Origin of the sequence: Fervidicella metallireducens AeB, assembly GCF_000601455.1 — a bacterium.
Lineage (GTDB): Bacteria > Bacillota > Clostridia > Clostridiales > Caloramatoraceae > Fervidicella > Fervidicella metallireducens.
This window is the reverse complement of record NZ_AZQP01000015.1, coordinates 30,416-49,748: the sequence shown is the minus strand read 5'-3', so window position 1 is coordinate 49,748 and position 19,333 is coordinate 30,416. Positions and strand designations below refer to the sequence as shown.

The 19,333-nt window shown below is 31.0% G+C and carries 12 protein-coding genes, 1 tRNA gene and 1 pseudogene; 1 reads left to right on the top strand and 13 read right to left on the bottom strand.

Going from position 1 to position 19,333, the window contains the following annotated elements; translation table 11 throughout:
- Window positions 1-46: 46 nt before the first annotated feature.
- The 4 genes and pseudogenes from Q428_RS14465 to yfcC all read right to left on the bottom strand — a co-directional run bounded on the left by Q428_RS14465 (window position 47) and on the right by yfcC (window position 3,875).
- Window positions 47-631: a hypothetical protein gene (locus Q428_RS14465; RefSeq protein WP_051515008.1), complete on the bottom strand. Its 585-nt coding sequence runs from the start codon at window positions 629-631 to the stop codon at window positions 47-49.
- A gap of 140 nt (window positions 632-771) precedes the next feature.
- Window positions 772-846: transfer RNA gene (locus tag Q428_RS06350), tRNA-Glu, on the bottom strand.
- A 144-nt stretch (window positions 847-990) separates the two neighbouring features.
- Window positions 991-2,163 carry a beta-aspartyl-peptidase gene (gene iadA, locus Q428_RS06345; protein WP_035379240.1) on the bottom strand — a complete coding sequence of 391 codons (1,173 nt, stop codon included), beginning with the start codon at window positions 2,161-2,163 and terminating at the stop codon, window positions 991-993.
- Between the two features lie 30 nt (window positions 2,164-2,193).
- A pseudogene (gene yfcC, locus Q428_RS06340) lies at window positions 2,194-3,875 on the bottom strand (putative basic amino acid antiporter YfcC).
- 395 nt (window positions 3,876-4,270) lie between these two features.
- On the opposite strand from yfcC, the gene Q428_RS06335 reads away from it, so the two are divergent.
- Window positions 4,271-6,307 (top strand): sigma-54 interaction domain-containing protein, encoded by a 2,037-nt coding sequence (locus tag Q428_RS06335; protein WP_035379238.1) that lies wholly within the window; start codon window positions 4,271-4,273, stop codon window positions 6,305-6,307.
- A gap of 98 nt (window positions 6,308-6,405) precedes the next feature.
- Here the strand turns inward: Q428_RS06335 and Q428_RS06330 are convergent, their stop codons facing one another.
- The 9 genes from Q428_RS06330 to Q428_RS06290 all read right to left on the bottom strand — a co-directional run bounded on the left by Q428_RS06330 (window position 6,406) and on the right by Q428_RS06290 (window position 19,328).
- Window positions 6,406-8,154: a DUF4153 domain-containing protein gene (locus Q428_RS06330; RefSeq protein WP_035379236.1), complete on the bottom strand. Its 1,749-nt coding sequence runs from the start codon at window positions 8,152-8,154 to the stop codon at window positions 6,406-6,408.
- 81 nt (window positions 8,155-8,235) lie between these two features.
- Entirely contained in the window at window positions 8,236-10,650 is a 2,415-nt protein-coding gene (locus Q428_RS06325) for a homocysteine S-methyltransferase family protein (protein WP_051515007.1), read from the bottom strand.
- 126 nt (window positions 10,651-10,776) lie between these two features.
- The gene (locus Q428_RS06320) at window positions 10,777-11,472 is read right to left on the bottom strand and encodes a 5'-methylthioadenosine/adenosylhomocysteine nucleosidase (protein ID WP_035379232.1); all 696 of its coding nucleotides are present in this window, start codon (window positions 11,470-11,472) and stop codon (window positions 10,777-10,779) included.
- Between the two features lie 182 nt (window positions 11,473-11,654).
- Entirely contained in the window at window positions 11,655-12,377 is a 723-nt protein-coding gene (locus tag Q428_RS06315; RefSeq protein WP_035379230.1) for a hypothetical protein, read from the bottom strand.
- Window positions 12,378-12,537: 160 nt separating this feature from the next.
- Entirely contained in the window at window positions 12,538-13,713 is a 1,176-nt protein-coding gene (locus tag Q428_RS06310) for a sugar ABC transporter permease (protein WP_035379229.1), read from the bottom strand.
- An 11-nt stretch (window positions 13,714-13,724) separates the two neighbouring features.
- Complete coding sequence (locus Q428_RS06305) at window positions 13,725-15,245, bottom strand: ATP-binding cassette domain-containing protein (RefSeq protein ID WP_035379228.1); 1,521 nt, start codon at window positions 15,243-15,245, stop codon at window positions 13,725-13,727.
- 128 nt (window positions 15,246-15,373) lie between these two features.
- On the bottom strand, window positions 15,374-16,459 hold the full coding sequence (locus tag Q428_RS06300; RefSeq protein ID WP_084478173.1) for a sugar ABC transporter substrate-binding protein: 1,086 nt from the start codon (window positions 16,457-16,459) through the stop codon (window positions 15,374-15,376).
- A gap of 201 nt (window positions 16,460-16,660) precedes the next feature.
- Complete coding sequence (locus Q428_RS06295; protein WP_035379225.1) at window positions 16,661-17,734, bottom strand: sugar ABC transporter substrate-binding protein; 1,074 nt, start codon at window positions 17,732-17,734, stop codon at window positions 16,661-16,663.
- Window positions 17,727-19,328: a response regulator gene (locus tag Q428_RS06290; RefSeq protein WP_242847785.1), complete on the bottom strand. Its 1,602-nt coding sequence runs from the start codon at window positions 19,326-19,328 to the stop codon at window positions 17,727-17,729. The genes Q428_RS06295 and Q428_RS06290 overlap by 8 nt, the downstream gene beginning before the upstream one ends.
- Window positions 19,329-19,333: the final 5 nt, after the last annotated feature.

Below are 19,333 nucleotides of genomic sequence, written 5' to 3'. Positions count from 1 at the left end.
TTATAGATGTAATTGGATTTGAGGATTATTTTTTAATTTAATAAAATTATCTTGGCATAGGTGGTTTGGGCTGTCTTCTTAATTCATCAATGGATGTTGAAACTATGCTGTCAAAAAGTCTTTGCTGAGTTGCAGGGGATACACTAAATATCCTCATGATATCAAATATCCAAGGCATATTCCTTCTTATATCCCTTTTAGCCTCCTCTATTCTCTGCTGTCTTGAACCTCTATACCTATTATAGTTCCTATCAATATATTCAACCATTACTCTTACAAGATAATCTATTAATCTTGAATCTACTCCTATTCGGATTATCTCTTCAATATCCCTGGAAGATTTTTGATTTATCATTCTAATTACTCTGTCAACGTCTCTTGGTGCCCTTGTTAAATTTTCAAATTCTTTCTCTTCTTCATCCTGAGTTATTTCAGCATCTTCATCAATAAAATAATTTCTTTCATCAAAATCCTCATATGTTTCTTCGGTATTCTCTACTTCATCCTCCTGTCTTCTGAAATAATTGTCATATCCTTGGTTATAATACTCTGCCCCATACTGCATAAAAGGGCAATTCATAAAACATGGATAATAACCATATGAAAAATTAGTGTTATTGTTGTTTTGCATCTATTTACCTCCAAAAAAATACATCAATATATTATATGCGAGCATTAAAAAAATGACATTGATTAAGAAAATATTTTAATCAATGTCATTAGAGATTCTTTTTTAAAATTATTGTTTAAGTTATGAAAATATTTTTAAAGTGGTGACCCCTAGGGGAATCGAACCCCTGTTTCCACCGTGAGAGGGTGGCGTCTTGACCGCTTGACCAAGGGGCCAACTACTTATACTGCTCACATTGTTATGTTACCAATTATTTATAATTTTGTCAATATCATTATAAATTATACTTCACTTGATTTGTTCAAAATCTTTGCCGTACAAAATGAATAAATTCCTAGCCTTTGCTGGCAGTATTAATACTATTCAAAGGTTCCATATACCTCTACTTTTTTATCCCTTATCATAACCCTTCCCTTTGCTATGACAGTATTTATTTCAAATTTTTCTTCATCAATCAATACAAAGTCTGCATCAAATCCAACTTTAATCCTACCTTTATTTCTTAGTTTTAAAATATCAGCTGGGTTTGAAGTTACAACCTTTAATACCTTTTCTAAAGGCAACTTTTCATCTAAAACAGCATCCCTGATTTCCTCAAAAATTGAAGTTACCTTTCCAACCCTTAATCCAATGAACTCTTTTTTCTCATTAAACATAGGCAGACTTCCTTGGCCATCTGAGGAAATTGTCATTCTATTTTCAGGAACACCTTCTTCTAAACAAATCTTTAATGCCTTGCTGGTTTTAACTTCTCCCTCTTCCCAAAATACTGGATCAGAACTTGTTGTGAAATCTATAAATCCCCCAGACTTTGCGTATTCTACAGCTTCCTTAAAAAGATATGGATTCCTGTTCATATGCGTCGGAATAAACTGTGAGTATGGAATTTCTGTATTTTCAACAATATCTTTCAATATATTTATCATTCTTCTGCCATCACCAAGATGTAAATTAATAACTCCTGCCTTTCCAGATAGAATCCCTGCTGATCTCGTATCTGCTGCTAATCTTCTGATTTCATCAACTGTTGGCTGTGATGACCTATGATCTGATATTGCTATTTCTCCTACTCCAATTACCTTATCCACAACTATAATATCCTTTGCCACATCTCCTGTAATTGTAGTTATAGGTATTCTGTATGAACCTGAATATATATATGTTGTAATTCCCTCTTCTTCAAGTCCTCTTGCCTTCGCCAATAAAGAAACCATATTTCTTGTTATTCCGTCAGTACCAAGACATCCAATAACTGTAGTAACTCCTCCCCTTGTTATATCAGTTAAAGTTATTTCGGGGGTTCTTGTTTTAAAACCGCCTTCTCCGCCCCCTCCTAAAATATGAACATGACTATCTATAAAGCCTGGAACCAATATCTTACCTTTACCATCTATTATCTCCACTTCAACAGCTTCATTTTTCAAATAAAAGTTTTCTCCTATATTACTTATTTTATCTCCAACAATAACAACATCTCTTAAACCTAAATACTCTGGATCATAGACCTTTGCATTTTTTATTATTTTTATCATCATCCCACCTCTAATCTCTGATGTCAAACTTTAATTAAACCCCATTGCAACTGCCACTATCATGAAAATACAACCTATTACAAAGAAAAATCCTTGCATTTTTATTTGCCATTTAGCATATTTACCCCACTCAATTTTTGCTACTCCAAGTACACCCATCAAACTTGCAGAAGTAGGCACTATTGCATCTGCGAAGCCTGCTCCAAGTTGATATGCTAGAGTGGAAACCTGTCTTGTAACTCCTACAACATCAGATAAGGGTGCCATTATTGGCATTGTTAGTGCAGCTTGGCCAGACCCTGATGTTACAAAGAAATCAAATATCGTTTGGAAAATATACATAAATACTGCACATATTGCAGTTGGTAGACCTTCTAAAGCCTTTCCTATGCTGTGCAATATTGAATTTAAAACAGTTGGAGTTGCAGCATCTGTACCGCCCAATACTAAAATAATACCCTTCGCCATACCGACACAATTGCTGTACCTGCCAGATCGGCTGCTCCTCTTTGGAATGAAGAAGCAATGTCATTAATTTTCATACCATTTAATTTAAATGCAACGCCAATAATACCAGCTACAAGGCCCATTACAAAGAACTGAGAAGCGATTTCAGGAATATAGTATCCCTTTTTAGTAACCCCCCAAACTATCCAAACAATTCCAATTAAAAATGAAATTAATACTAACTTATCCCCCATTGTAAAGGAATGATTTTCTTCTATAGATTGAACTTGTTTTCTAAAATAATTATCTGTTTCATAGGCGATAGATTTAGTTGGATTCTTTTTAATTTTGTTTGCATACACCATTAGATAAGCACAAGCCAAACCTGTAGTTATAATCCACATAATTATTCTAAAGCCTGCACCTGACATAACTGGAACACCGGCAATACCTTGAGCAATGGCAATACCAAATGGATTCATCCATGATGTTGCATTTCCAACTTGGCTTGCTACAAATGTAACACCAATACCTACAAGTGAATCATATCCCATGGCAATTACAAACGGTATTACTATCATCGCAAATGGAATTGTTTCTTCAGACATTCCAAAAATAGCTCCACCTAATGAAAAAAGTATAAACAATGCAGGAATTGCTAAATATTCGTATCCTTTAGTTATTTTTATAAATGAATGTATACCTGCATCAATTGATCCAGTTCTTAATATTATTCCAAAAGCTCCTCCTATAACTAAAATAAATGCAACTATACCTACAGCAGAACCATATTTATCCCCGGTTACTAGACCTTCAAAAACATAGTTTAATACACCAAAACCATAGTAATCATCTGTTCCCCATATACCGGCATGGGATTTCAATTTTTTACTTGTATCATATATTTCATCATTAAATAAGCTATATAATACTGGTTCAGTTAGTCCAATCTCATCTAATTTATCCTGTGACCACTGAGATGGATCTAAAGTTAAAAATTCTTCAATTTTAGCTTTATCAACTCCTATACCTTCCAGTTTTGTTTCATTATCTTTAAGTTCATTAAGCTTTGTCTTTAATTTATTCATATCAAGATTGTATTGGTATCTAAAGGACTCACTAATTAAAACCGTTCTTGATTTTTCTTTACCATCTGCATTTTTATAGGTAACCTTGTGTGTGTCAAATTTCCCTAACGGAATAAGAAATGTAAGTAGCCAGCATAAAATTACTACTCCAAAAATAATTAAATACGTATGAGGCATTTGAACTTGTTTAGTTATTACTTTAGTCTTACTCTCCGGCTGTGTTTTTGTTGACATTTATCTCTTCCCCCTTTTTGGCATCCTTTAGATGCCTATTAAATTTGATTTGCCATAATAAAAAGCAATTATCATGCCAAAATACATTTTAATGCCAGGAATAATTTAAATTTTCTGACTTTACATTTGATTATAATGTTGTCAGTTTATTTAGTCTAAATAACATTTATTTAAATGGTCTTATATTTGGCTTAATTTTCCACCAAAAGAACCAATTAAATACCAAAATATTTTTTTATAATGAAGGTAATTCTGGTTTTATATAGAAATATATATTTAGTTATTCAAGAAAATTATTAAGAACAATCAGTATATTAAAGATAATACAGGTGATTTAAATGAAAAAAAGTATAACCCTTGTCACTGGTTCAGAACATACAAGGATTGCTCTTCTACAGCAGTTACGAGATTATCTGCCTGAAGAAATAGAAATTACAAGTTATGCTATAGATGTTGGTATAAACAATAAAATCAGCGATAATCTTGTTATTCTTTCAAGCAGTCTATTAAAAAATGAGTTATTAGAGGCTAACCTTCTTGATGAAAATTGTGAAATTATTACAGCTAAGCGCACTATAAATTTTGATTACATAGATGAGTTAGTTTTTCTTCCACCTAAAACAAAAGTCTTATTTGTAAACGATATGCCCGAATCAACATTCGAAAGCATTGACATCCTGAAGAAAATTGGGATTGACTATTTAGAGTATATTCCCTATTACCCCGGTAACGAACAGATTGTTAAAGATATAGATATAGCTATTACTCCAGGTGAAATCGATAAGGTGCCTAAATATATAAAAAAAATCATTAATATCCAAGTACGAATAATAGATTTTGAATCTATTATTGAAATATTAAGGAAACTTGATATTCTTGATGAAAGAGCTAACCTCTTTTCCCATAAGTACCTTAAAAAAATAATAAACATGGCAAAAAGATTAGCAAATTCCAATAAGGCAATTAACGAATTAAACAATCATCTTAATCTTGTGATAGATGGGCTGAAAGATGGCATACTGGTATATAACTCTTCAGGTACAATAAGTGTATTTAACGAAAATCTCAAAAAGCTTCTTAACATTCATCAGAATGACCTATCAGGTAAAAACATTAAAAATGTATTTAATAATAAATCTTTAATTGATTTTTTAACAAATAATCTCCCTGCTGAGGACAAAATTTTAACTATCAACGAAACAGAAATACTTATCAATAAATTCTATGTCACAAAGGATAACTCAGCAATTGCAGTATTTAAAAATCTAAAGGAGACCATTGAAGTAAATGATCGTCTTAAAAGAGAACTTATTAAGAAAGGATTATATGCAAAATATACCTTTGATGACATAATTGGAACAAGTGAAAATATTAAAAAAGTAAAAGATATAGCTAAAAAGCTTGCAAAAAGTGAATTAACGATACTGATTGAAGGTGAAAGTGGAACCGGGAAAGAGCTCTTTGCTAGCTCTATACATAACGAATCTAAAAGAAGAAATGGTCCTTTTTTAGCCGTAAATTTTAGCGCTCTTCCGGAAGAACTAATTGAAAGTGAGCTTTTTGGCTATGAAGAAGGTGCTTTTACAGGAGCTAAAAAAGGTGGTAAAGCTGGTTTGTTTGAGTTAGCAGATGGAGGTACAATTTTTCTTGATGAAATAGGCGATGTATCTTTGAAAATACAGTCAAGGCTATTAAGAGTACTTCAAGAAAAAGAAGTTATGAGAATTGGTGGAACAGAAATAAAGCCAATCAATGTACGTGTAATAGCTGCAACAAATAAAAATCTGGCTAAGATGGCTAAGGAAAAGCAATTTAGAGAGGACCTTTTTTATAGACTTAAAATGGGATATATCAGTATACCTCCATTAAGAGATAGAAAAAAAGATATACCCACTATTATGGAGCATTTCATAAAACAAGAGACTACTGAGGATATCAGATTTTCTCCTGAAGTTATAGATATTCTTACTCAACATCAATGGCTAGGTAACATACGTGAACTTAAAAATACTATAATGTATATTATGGCAGTTAAAGAAAGTAATTATATTACTTTAAAAGATATTCCTGATAAGGGTTTTTTTCAACAAGATTCTTTGTACAATCCTTCAGTTACTGAAAAAATTGACCAATCATTAGACAATGAATTAAAATTTATTTTGCAAGTTATTTATAATCTTAATAAATCTGGCAGAATAGCAGGACGTGAAACAATAGAGAAAGCTATCCTTGGCACTGCTTTTGAGCTTACAAGATATCAGATTAGAAATAGACTTGAAAAGTTGGAAAATATGGGACTTATCATTAAAAAAAGAGGAAGGCATGGAACAGTACTTAGTGAAAAAGGCGCTAATTTTATAAATTCTATCATTTAATTGGTTTTACTTAAATATCAACAGTTTAATAACTGATACTAAATTTAAAATCTAAAGGCACTGGGGCATATAAAGTATTTGCCACAGTGCCTGGATAGTTATTTTATTTTTACTAGAAAATAAAACTCCGCACCTTTCACTTCTGCTTTACCTGTGCTTAAATCCTTTTGACCTGAAATATTGTTAAACTGGAACTTGATTTTAACTTTATTTGTTTCTTCTTCAAAGGATAGATCCTTTGATAAAATTTCTTTATTAAGATTATTTGTTCCGTATTTTGATAAAAGAACTTCAACAAATTCATTGAGATTCTTTGAATAAACCTCATTTCCATTCTGAGTTATCTTAATAACATTATTATATCTGTTAAAATCAATTTTTAACTGTCCAACATCTGTATCCATCTTATCTGAAAACCTTGGATCAACTAAATAATCGTAATCTCTGATATCTAATACCATTTCATTTTGTTTCGCTGCAAAAAAGAAATACTCCATATTATTATTATAATCGTATGCCTCATACTTAAAGCCGAAGATTTCTTCCATATTCTCCATTTTAAAATTCTTTGGTAGATACTTCACATCATTTAAGCTGTGATTTTTATCAAAATATGAAAGTATGGCAATTATCTGCCTTTTATCTTCCGTTGATATGTTTTTATTTGGTATTATTTTTTTATCCCGTACCATATCATTTTTATTAAGAATTCTTTGTAATCTCACATTTTGACTATACTTTGATATAGAATAGCTGCTTATCGGTCCAACCACCGATAAAAACATAATTATTGAAAGTGATACAGGTAATACAATATTTCTTAGCTTCTTATTAAAAGAGTAATACAGCATCACAAAGAAGACCCATATACCTAATGCTACAACAAAATATCTATTTTCTGTAACACCATATTGTCTGATTCTTATTCCAATTGAAATAAACATCATTGTTATCAGTGGAAGTAGCATTTTGGGGAAAAACTCCATAAATCTTCTGGGCCATGCTTTTTCATTTAGTATTGGAGAAATGAAAAAAAGTACCATTGAAGTAATTACTGAATACCATAAAACAAGATGTGACACAAGCCCCTTTGGCCACTCTCGTGTTACTATTATTTTAGCAAAATAAATGTATAGTATTAATGTATAAACAGTTAAAAGAGGCATTATTATATAAAGCACAAGGACTTTAAAGAGTTTTGGATAATCAATTAAAGAAAACTCCTCGTTTTTAAATGGTATGCCCGCAAGGAAAAAAGTAGGGGCAAACATACCAGCTACAATGAGCCATGTATAATAATAAAAATCACTAGGAACTCTTACCCCAAGTAGCTTATCGATTGTGAAAAGAATCGCCGCAAGTCCTGCAAAGAGTACAACTGAATATATTATAGTGGTAAAAAATCTAGTAAATATTCTTAAAACATACAGTTCAAAGTTATTTTCTTTTTTAATATATGGTATAAATAAAAAAGCAAGATAGAATACTAAATTCAATCCAATATATCTGGTAACTGGAACCATTTTGAAATTTTTAAGCAGGAAATAATAATATAAAACTAAGAATAGAATACTTAGAGAATAGCTAATAATTAAAAAACCCTTTTTATTAACATCCTTTCTTTCAAATATAAGTTTGATACATAATGATAAGGGTATACCTAATGCTATTATCATAGTTATTCTGGTTAATTCCTCAATTGAAGTTGTAATTCCTCTTTGTTGCAATTCGGAAATTATAATCAACATCACAACACATGATGTTGAAAGTCCAATGGCTATTGGAAATCTTCTTAGACTATTAACTACACCTGTGTATACATCCTTTAATAAATTATTTAATTTCATTGCATCACTCCTTCTAACCACAAATTTATATATTTATTATATTATAAAGTAAAAAACAATATATTAATATAATTATTCTGTTTATTTAATCATATTATTTTTAAAAATATCCTGAAGAATTTTGACAGCATCTCTTCCATCCTTAGCATAATAATCTGCACCAATCATTTCAGCGTATTTTTTATTTAAAACTGCACCACCTACAAAAATTTTACATTCAGGTAAATTGGTTTTTAAAAATTTTATTGTTCTTTCCATACTTTTAACTGTTGTTGTCATTAAAGCACTGAGTCCAATTATTTTTATATCATTGTTTACTGCCTCTAAAAGTATCTTATCCTCACTTACATCCTTTCCTAAATCCATCACTTCAAATCCATAATTTTCTAATACCAATCTGACTATATTTTTACCTATATCGTGAACATCACCTTTTACAGTAGCTAATATAATCTTCCCCTTTGTTACAGTACCCAGATTATTTGATTTCATGTGCTCTTTTATTATTTTAAAAGCTCCTTTTACTGCTTCAGCGGATTGTATAAGTTGAGGTAGAAATACCCTTCCATTTTCAAATTCATTTCCCATAATGTCTAAAGCTGGAATTAGATAATTGTTAATTATATCTATTCCTTCTACTTTCATTAACATATTTTCTGTTATAATTTGGGCTTCATTTTTTAAGCCTTTAAAAATTGCTTCTTTTAAATCCATAGATTTTTCCATATCATTATTTGTATTATTTTTATTATCTAAATTTGAATAGACTCTTATAAAATTCTTAGCTTCTTTGTCATTATTCCAAAGAACATTAAATGCATTTATTGTATCAACTATTTCTTTAGAAAGAGGATTTAGAATTGGCATATCAACTCCCGCTGCTAATGCAGCAGCAAGAAAGGTTCTATTTATTAATTCCCTCTGAGGAAGTCCAAAGGAAACATTGCTGATTCCAAGTGTTGTCAACACATGCAATCTTTCCTTTATCATTTTAAGCGCTCTTAGCGTCTCCCTTACTTCAGATTGTTGGGCAGATGCAGTTAACACAAGGCAATCAATTATAACATTACTTTTATCTACCCCATATTCCTCTGCCCTTTTAATTATCTTTTCAGCAATTCTAAGCCTTCCCTCAGCACTACCAGGTATCCCATTCTCATCCAGTGTTAAACCTACAACGCAAGCTCCATATTTCTTTACAATTGGCAGAACTTTATCTAAAACTTCATCTTTACCATTAACTGAATTTATTATTGGCTTACCATTGCAAATCCTCACTGCTGCTTCTATAACTTCATGAGAAGCACTATCTATTTGCAATGGAGCATTTACTACACTTTGTATTTCTTTTACAGCATTTTTCATTACATCTGTCTCATCGATTTCAGGTAGTCCTACATTAACATCTAGTATATCTGCACCTGACTCTACCTGCTTTACAGCCTCTATCTTCAGTAATTCCATATCACCATATTTAATTGCTTCCTTTAGCTTTCTCCTGCCAGTAGGATTTATTCTCTCACCGATGATTTTAACCCCATCACCTAAAATTACTGTCTTTGTGGATGAGCAAGCTGTAGTATATTTTTTTTGATTTCTCTTAACAGGTTTTAATCCGTTAATTCTTTGCTTTATTTTACTGATATAATCAGGTTCTGTTCCACAGCATCCTCCTAAAATTAAAACCCCCATTTTTGCCATTATCTCTAAATAGTCAGCAAACTCCTCAGGTGTTATATTATAAAGGGTATTTTCACCCTCAATCCTTGGAAGTCCTGCATTAGGCTGTGCAATTACAGGTATTCTAGAATAACTTAACATTTCCTCAATGTGAGGCAGCATTTCAGAAGGTCCCATTGAACAATTTAACCCTATAGCATCTACATTAAGGCCCTGAAGTATATTTACCATTGTGAATATATCTGTTCCTGTAAGAGTCCTGCCATCCTTTTGTAGAGTCATTGTACAAAATACAGGTAGATTACAATTTTCCTTGGCTGCTAATACTGCAGCCTTAGCCTCATAGATGTCAGACATAGTTTCAATCAAAATAATATCTGCACCACTACAGTTATCAATTTGTTCTTTAAAAGCATAATAGGCCTCTTCAAAAGATAGGGTGCCAATAGGTTCCATAAGTTTACCTGTTGGGCCTATATCTAAGGCAACAAGTTTATTACCAGCTGCACTTCTTGCAATTTCAACTCCTCTTTTAACTATATCAGAAACCCTATAGTTCGTACCTTCTAATTTAAATTTATTTGCTCCAAAAGTATTTGTCGTTATTATATTTGCTCCTGATAAAATATAATCTTTATGTATTTTTTCAATTAATTCTGGATTAACAATATTAAAACTTTCAGGTAAACCTTCATTTATTCCATATTTCTGGAGCATTGTACCCATTGCTCCATCAAACAATAAAAAACTATTAAGATTTAAACTTTCTTTCAAGATTACATCCCCTTTTAAAAAAATATTTGATAGATTGTACATTTGTAAATGTATTATCCTTTATTTAAAATTTTAATATGCTGATTTATTAATGTCTACAACAACCCCATATAAATAGGCACTGGCCATTTTTCAAATGTACAGTGCCAGTCAAAATCTATTTACTTTTTACATATCCTTCATCAGCTTAATCATGTTTAAAACTATATTTGCTGATTGTATTGCAGCAACACTTTCATAGTTATTATAGGTTTCATTGGCTGAATCATCTGCATTATCAGAGATACTCCTTATTATTACAAATGGAACATTGTTAATATGGGCAACATGGCCAATTGCAGCACCCTCCATTTCAACACAGTGTGGTGAGAACTCGTTTACTATTTTCTGCTTAAGTCCTCTATCTGAAACAAAACACTCCCCACTAACTATGCGCCCAACATGATGATTCCAATCTTTTACACCAATAAATTCACATGCACATACAGCTGTTTTTACCAAGTTTTCGTCACTTTTAAAGCTTGTCCTATATGGAAACAACGTTTCCATCTGTTCTTTTCTTACATCATGATGTGCAACGTCGCTAGAAATAACAACGTCACAAACCTTAACATCGGAGTGTATCCCCCCTGCTATACCCGTATTTATTATTGATTTAACATTATATTTATCTATCAATATTTGTGTGCAGGCAGCTGCATTTACTTTACCTACATTGCAGCACGTAACAACAACATCTGTATTAAAAATCTTTCCCAAATAAAATTTAAAGCCTGCATGTTTTTCTTCTTTATCAAAACTCATATTTTTTAGTAATAAAGAAATTTCTAATTCCATGGCACCAATTATCCCAATTGAATCCATTTACACTCCTCCTCGTAGTCTCTACGTTATTTATATTTTTTTACATTTATGTAGATATAAATACATTTTATCATATTTTTATATATTTATCATTTATTTTACAAAATTTATTTGTATAACTGTTATTTAAAAAATCAGCTAATCAACTATTTCTGTTAGTTGACTAGCTGATAATAAATAATTTAAAATTTTTCAAAGTAAATCCTGCTTGGTTTTAAACTTCCATCACTGAATTTATATTCAACTATTACCTTCCCCATATATATCAAATTCTCATTTGAAACTCCTACTTCTGCTATCAAATTATTGTTTCTAAGTTCATATCCAATATGGTTGTCAAAGTAAAATCTATTTGTTAAGTTTAAAACCCCTATGGATGATAAATACTCCTTATCTAACACAGTTGATGTGCCATCTATTGTAATTATTATTTTATCTTTTTCAGTTACTGCCTTCAAATGCTTTTTAATTATATCAACTGGGTTTTCAACCTGAACAGGTGAAAAATTGTCAATTCTGAAAACCTTTACATCATTTATAAAGACACCTACACCTGCAGCTTTCGTTGTAAAAACCACAACTCCTGCCTCTTTTTCATCACCAATATTTATCAGCCTGATGGTAGGTTCTAATCCTTTTTTACCTATACTCTGCCAGTCAAAACTTTTCACAGTATTACCTATTTTTAGCTTAAAATTCTTATAGATATTATTCTGAACATCTAAAACTGCAGTTAAAACAATTTGACCATTGTTTAAACTCTTATATATTTGTGGCTGATTTACCTGAAAAACTTTCAAATCCATCTCTATTATCTTGTTATCGTCTTTTGCTAATGCTATGCTAGTAGTCAGCATAAAAATTATTAAATTACAAAATGCTATTTTTTTTAAGAATTTATCCATTTTTATCTCCCCTTATATAACTTTTTATTATCTATATTTTTAGATAAAACTTTAAAATTTAATCTACAGTATGAGTTTGTATTTTATGTAAAAGACAAAGGCCAGAATTTTACATTCTGGCCTTTTAAGGGAAGTTATTAAAATAGATAACTAGTAAGCATTATTTTCTTTTATTACGTGTTTTAACATCAAATATAACTGCTGCAGCCAGTACTGCACCTCTGATAATATATTGATATGATATACCAACTCCTAGTAAATTCATACCATTAATTAAGGATGCCATAACCAATGCTCCTACTATTGAACCAGTTACCTTTCCAACTCCACCAGCTGCAGAAACTCCACCTACATATGCTGCTGCAATTGCATCTAATTCAAACAACGTTCCAGCAGTAGTGGTTGCTGACTGTAACCTTGCAGTGTATAAAATTCCTGAAAGAGCAGCAAGAGCTCCCATAGAACCAAAAACAACTAATGTAATTTTACTAACATCTATTCCACTAAGTTTAGCTGCTTCTGGGTTTCCTCCTACTGCGTATATATGCCTGCCTAATGATGTTTTAGTTGTAATAATATGGTAAATAGCAACAACAATTATTACAATAACAATTGTCCATGAAAGCCCATTGTAACCTGATAATATCCATGTTATATACCCCATTATAAGAGAAACAAATATAATTTTAGCAACAAACATTTTTAAAGATAAAACTTCAAAATTATATTTTAGTTTATTCTGTCTGGTATTAAACTCACTCCATATATAAAATCCTATAGCTAAAATACCTAATATCAAAGTTAAAAGATGAACTCCAGGGATATTTGCAATATCAGGAATATATCCATTACCTATGGCATTAAAACTTTTATTTGGTATTATTATTGTTCCTGTACCTTCTGTTACCAAAAGTAAGGCACCTCTAAAAACTAACATACCTGCAAGAGTTGCAACAAAGGCTGGAATACCAACGTTTGCAATTAAATATCCATTAAATAAACCAATCAATAAACCCATAACTAAAACGATAATAACCGTTAAAAACACTGGCACCCCAGTTCTGGTCAGCAATATAGCAGCAATTGCACCTAAAAAACCAGCTAAAAAACCAACTGATAAATCTATATGTCTAATAACTATAACAAGGGTCATACCAACAGCTAAAACAGCTATATACCCTGTTTGATTTATTAAATTACTTATGTTTCTGGAAGAAATAAATAATCCCCCAGTTGAAATTGTAAAAATTATCATAATAACAGCCAAAGCAATATACATTCCATACTCACGAATGTTTTGTTTTATTATATATTTAGCCTCTTCAAAAAATCCCATAACACTGCCTCCTAATTAGTTGCAAGTTCCATTATTTTTTCCTGGGTCGCTTCCTCTATTGGTAACTCGCCAACAATTTTACCTTCTGACATTACATATACCCTGTCACTCATTCCAAGAACCTCTGGTAATTCAGAAGAAATCATAATAATACTCATTCCTTGTTCAACTAACTCATTCATCAAAGTATAGATTTCATATTTAGCTCCTACATCAATTCCTCTAGTAGGTTCATCTAAAATAAGTACATTCGGTTTGATAAAAAGCCATTTTCCCAATGATACTTTCTGTTGATTTCCTCCACTTAGGTTTCCTACCTTTTGTTCAACACTAGGTGCCTTAATATTTAAAGAATTTTTATATTCATTTGCTACTTTTATTTCTTCATTCTCATTTAAAAATCCCTGTTTTGATAAAGCTTTTAAGTTTGCTATACTAATATTTGATTTAATATCATCAATCAATATTAAACCATTACCCTTTCTGTCTTCAGTAACATAAGCCACGCCAGATTTAATAGCATCCTTAGGATTGAAAAATCTTTTTTTATTTCCCATTACAAATAAATCGCCTTTAATGTTATATCCAAGAGGATTTCCAAAAATACTCAAAGCAAGTTCGGTTCGTCCAGCTCCCATAAGTCCTGCTATACCTACAATTTCTCCTCTGCGTACATTAAATTCAACATCTTTTAAAATTTCTCTACCAAGAATAGGATTATAAACAGTCCAATTTTTTACCTCAAGCACCTTTGAACCGAATTGTTTTTTTCTTCTTTTAGGAAATATATCATCAATTTCTCGTCCTACCATGTGTCTGATAATTAAACTTTCTGTTATCTTCTCTTTATCACAATCAATAGAACAAATTGTTTTCCCATCTCTTAAAACAGTTACAGAATCAGCAATTGAAATTACTTCCTTTAATTTATGAGAAATCAATATACAGGTAACTCCCTGCTTTTTTAATTCCTTTATTAAATACAATAAATTTTCACTATCATCCTCGTTTAACGCAGCTGTCGGTTCATCTAATATTAATAGCTTAACATTTTTACTTAAGGCCTTGGCTATCTCTACCAGCTGCTGTCTCCCCACACCTATATCCTTAACTTTTATGGAAGGGTTAATTTTTAATTTTACCTTTTTCAACATTTCTTCAGCCTTTATTACTGTCTCATTCCAATCTATAAATCTTCCTTTTTTAATTTCATGACCTAAGAATATGTTTTCATAAATTGTCATTTCAGGTATAAGAGCTAATTCCTGATATATTGTTACAATGCCGGCTTTTTCGCTATCAGTTATACATGTAAATTTTTGTATTTGTTCATTTAAAATAATATCCCCTTTGTATTCCCCATATGGATAAACTCCACTTAATACCTTCATAAGAGTAGACTTTCCTGAACCATTTTCACCTACTAAACAATGTATCTCTCCTTTTTTTACCTTGAAATTTACATTATCTAAAGCTTTAACCCCCGGAAAAACTTTAGTTATGTTTCTCATCTCCAATATATAATCACTCATAATACAGTTCGCTCCTCAATTAGACATTAAGATTGACTACCTTTAAAATCCTTATCTTTTCAAAGGTATAAGTGAATAGTGATAGGTCATTCTATCACTATTCACAATTATCTGTTGCATATTTATTGCTATTTTAATCCTGTAAAATCTGATGCTGGATAATATCCTGAATCTATTAGTGCAGATTTTACATTATCTTGTTTTACAACGATTACTTCAGTTTGTTTTGCTTTAACATCTATTTTACCGTTATTATATGAACCTGTTGTTTCTGGTTCTTTGCCTTCCAATATGGCAACAGCCATAGTTATTGAATCCTTAACTAGTGTACGAACGTCCTTAAATACTGTCATTGACTGTTTACCATCTATAATGTATTGTACAGAAGCCTTCTCAGCATCTTGACCTGTTATTTTATAGCTTGTTACAGCTTTATCTGCTGCAAATGCATCTGCAATAGCACGTGCTGTACCATCATTAGGAGCTAATATATAAACATTTCCTTTATCTGCATTTGTTGCTGAAGTTAAATGAGCTTCTGCTTTGCTTTTAGCTTCATTAAAATCCCAATTTGTTGTAACCTGACCTATTATTTTACTCATCTCATCACGTGAAAGTTTTGCTTTTCCCTGTAATGCAACAGCTTCAGATGAGTTCTTAATTACAAAGGTACCATCAGCAATTTTAGGTTGTAATACATTCCAAGCACCTTCAAAGAATAGGAATGCATTATTGTCTGAAGCAGCACCAGCATATAGATATAATGGATTTCCCTTACCTGTTGCCTGATCCACTAGATATTGTGCCTGAGCTTCACCTACTGCAACACTGTCAAAAGTTACATAATAATCAACAGCATCAGTGTTGGTTATTAATCTGTCATATGAAATAACCTTAATTCCTTCTTTTTTAGCAGCTTCTGCTGCTGCTGCTGCTGCACTACCATCCTGTGGACAAATTATTAATACCTTTATTCCCTTAGCAATTAAAGCATCAACATTTTCCTTTTCTTTTGCTGATGAACCCTGGCTGAATAATATTTCTACTGAATGATTAGTATCCTTTAATGCATCCTTAAATCTAGCCTCATCCTGTACCCATCTTGGTTCATCCTTTGTTGGTAATACTATACCAACTTCAACTTTTTTGCCACCACATGCTGTCAAACCTAAAATCATCAAAACTAATAATGACGCAGCGATAAATTTTTTCATTTTTTTACCTCCCATAACTTTTTGCTAATTATGAATTTTCTGATAATTAGCTTGTACTTAAATTATTCCACATTTCTTCTTAAATGTCCCTATATTCATTTATGTATTAATGGGACAAATTAGTCCATGTTAAAAATCAGATTTCTGAATAGTAATTTTTTGCTGCAAAAAATTACAGTCTCAGATTTGAGACTGCCATTTTTATTTTCTGTATACTTCATCTTTTAAATGAAATCCATCTTTAATTATGGTAATGTCAATATTTGATTTATCAACAGCAATAGGCTCTAAAACATAATAGGGAACATAATATTTACCGTCAAATATACGCTTTTCTATATTAACAGGTTCCTTTTTAACTAACTTTATTGCTAATTCTATTGCTGCATCTGCCAATTTATCAATAGGTTTATATATTGTAGTAACCTGTGTTCCTTCAACAATTCTTTGACATGCCCATAAATCAGCATCTTGACCAACAACATGTACTTTTCCTATAAGCCTATGTTCAGATAATGCCTCTATTGCACCCTCAGCTAAACTATCATTCCCTGCTATAACAGCGTTAAGTTTTGTTCTTTTCTGCAACTCTTTATCTACAATGTTAAAGGCATACTCCTTTAGCCAATTAGGGGCCCACTCCTCTGCAACAATATTTATTTTGCCACTCTCTACAAATGGTTTTAGAATTTTATCGTATCCCTCTTTGATCATCCTGGTGTTGTTATCATTCTGTGCACCGTTAATAATCAGTACGTTTCCTGATTTAATTTTATTAAGTATACCTCTAGCCATTAATTCTCCTACCTTCACATTGTCAAAACTAATATAAAGGTCAACATTAGAATTTAAAACAAGCCTATCATATGAAATTACTGGTATACCCCTTTCTTTTGCCATGTCAACTGCTGCAGCTGCCTTACTATAATCATTTGGAACTAATAGCAATACATCAATGTCCTGATTTATTAAGTACCTTACTTGCTTTAATTGATCTTGATCATCATTGTTTGCATTTTGAATAATTATTTCTGCTCCTGACTCCCTTGCTTTTGTCATTAATATATCTCTGTCCTTTATCCACCTTTCTTCCTTTAAAGTTCCCAATGAAAATCCTATTTTTATTTTCTTTTCTTCTCTAAGGTTTACATCCTGGGTTTTACTTAAACTCACAGTTGGTTTATCTATTTTAATTAAAATCAAAGCAATTTGTATAATTAGAACAATGGACAGGGCCGCAATAAGAGAGTTTTTTAAAACCTTATCCTTAACCAATATTACCACTCCTATTATTTTTTAATAATCTGTATTCCGTTGGTGTCATACCAGTAACTCTTTTAAAAGCTTTGCAGTAATAATTTGGATCGTTATACCCTATGCTTTGACAAATTTCCTTTATGCTCAGGTTTTGATTAATAAGAAGTTTCATAGATTTCTCTATTCTAAGTTCGGTTAAATAATCGATAAAACTCTTTCCTATTTCTTCTTTAAAAATTTTACTTAAGTAATGATAGCTTAGGTTTACGTTTTTAGCAGTATCCTGAAGTGAAATATCTTTGTCATAATTATTATTTATAAATTCCAAAACTTTAGGAATAATACCCTCGAAATTGCCCTTTCTCTGATTGTTAATTTCATAAGCAAGTTCTGTTAAATACTGAAGAAATTGTATGTTTAAGTCCTCTTTAGAATCTGTCTTTAAAACATTTAGCATTAAAGATTTTTTAAGTTCTGTTATATAGTCAATTTTATAAGGTATGCCCCTTTCAATTGAGAAAATAAGTTCAATTATCTTTATCTTTATTCTATCTAAATCCTCATTATATTTAAGAGTTAATCCAAGGTACATTTCCTTAAATATATCCTTTGCATAACTAAAATCCCCTGCAATTATAGAATTTAATAATGAGTTTTCAAGTGAGGCAATGTTAAAATCTGAAGAACTTATTTTGTTTATAATGTCTTCAAAATGTACTACAATAGCTTCATTATGGGCATTTACAGCAACATATGCTTCATTATATGATTTGCTGAAGTTATCAATGCTGTATTGCCTTCCAATCCCTATTTTGTAATTTAAATTCGTTAATCCATCAAGCTTCTCCACTAATTTTTTACAAATTCCTGTTGATTTTGTTCTTACCATATGTTTATCCTCTTTAAAATTTGTAGGCACAAAAACAGTAATTCTATTTAATAATATTTCACCAATAAGGCATGGCGTTAGCCCCTTTAATTTTATACTAACTAAATCATAGAAATTCTGTATATTCTGATGTTGTTTCAGACTTATTTCTTTATTTTTTATGTTTTCATTTTCCAATAATATATTTATTACGTAACCTTCTTTTAATTCTAGATTAAATATATCTTCATAAAAGTGAGTCTCATTTACTGTACCGATGTTAAAGAGTTTATGAGAAATAAATTTTGATTCTAAAAATGGAATCATTTTATTTATTCGTTCCTTCAATTCAACCTCTTGTATAAAACTATTTCTTTTATTATATAAAACCCTTTTTATATTACCTAATGTATCTAATAATTTATTTTTATTTATTGGTTTTAATAAATACTCAAAAACCCCTAAATTCAAGGCTTCCTTTGCATAATCAAAATATTCGTATGCTGTTAGTATAACAAATAATACATCATTATTTGATGTCTTTATTTGTTTAATTGCCTCTATTCCATCTATTCCCGGCATATGAATATCCATAAATACAACATCTGGTTTCATACTTAACGTCTTTTCAATTGCTTCCCTTCCATTGTTAGCTGTAGCTACAATACTTACATCTTCAATATTTTTGGTTATAATCATCTTAAGAGATTCTAAAACAAGATATTCATCATCAGCAATTAGCACTTTTA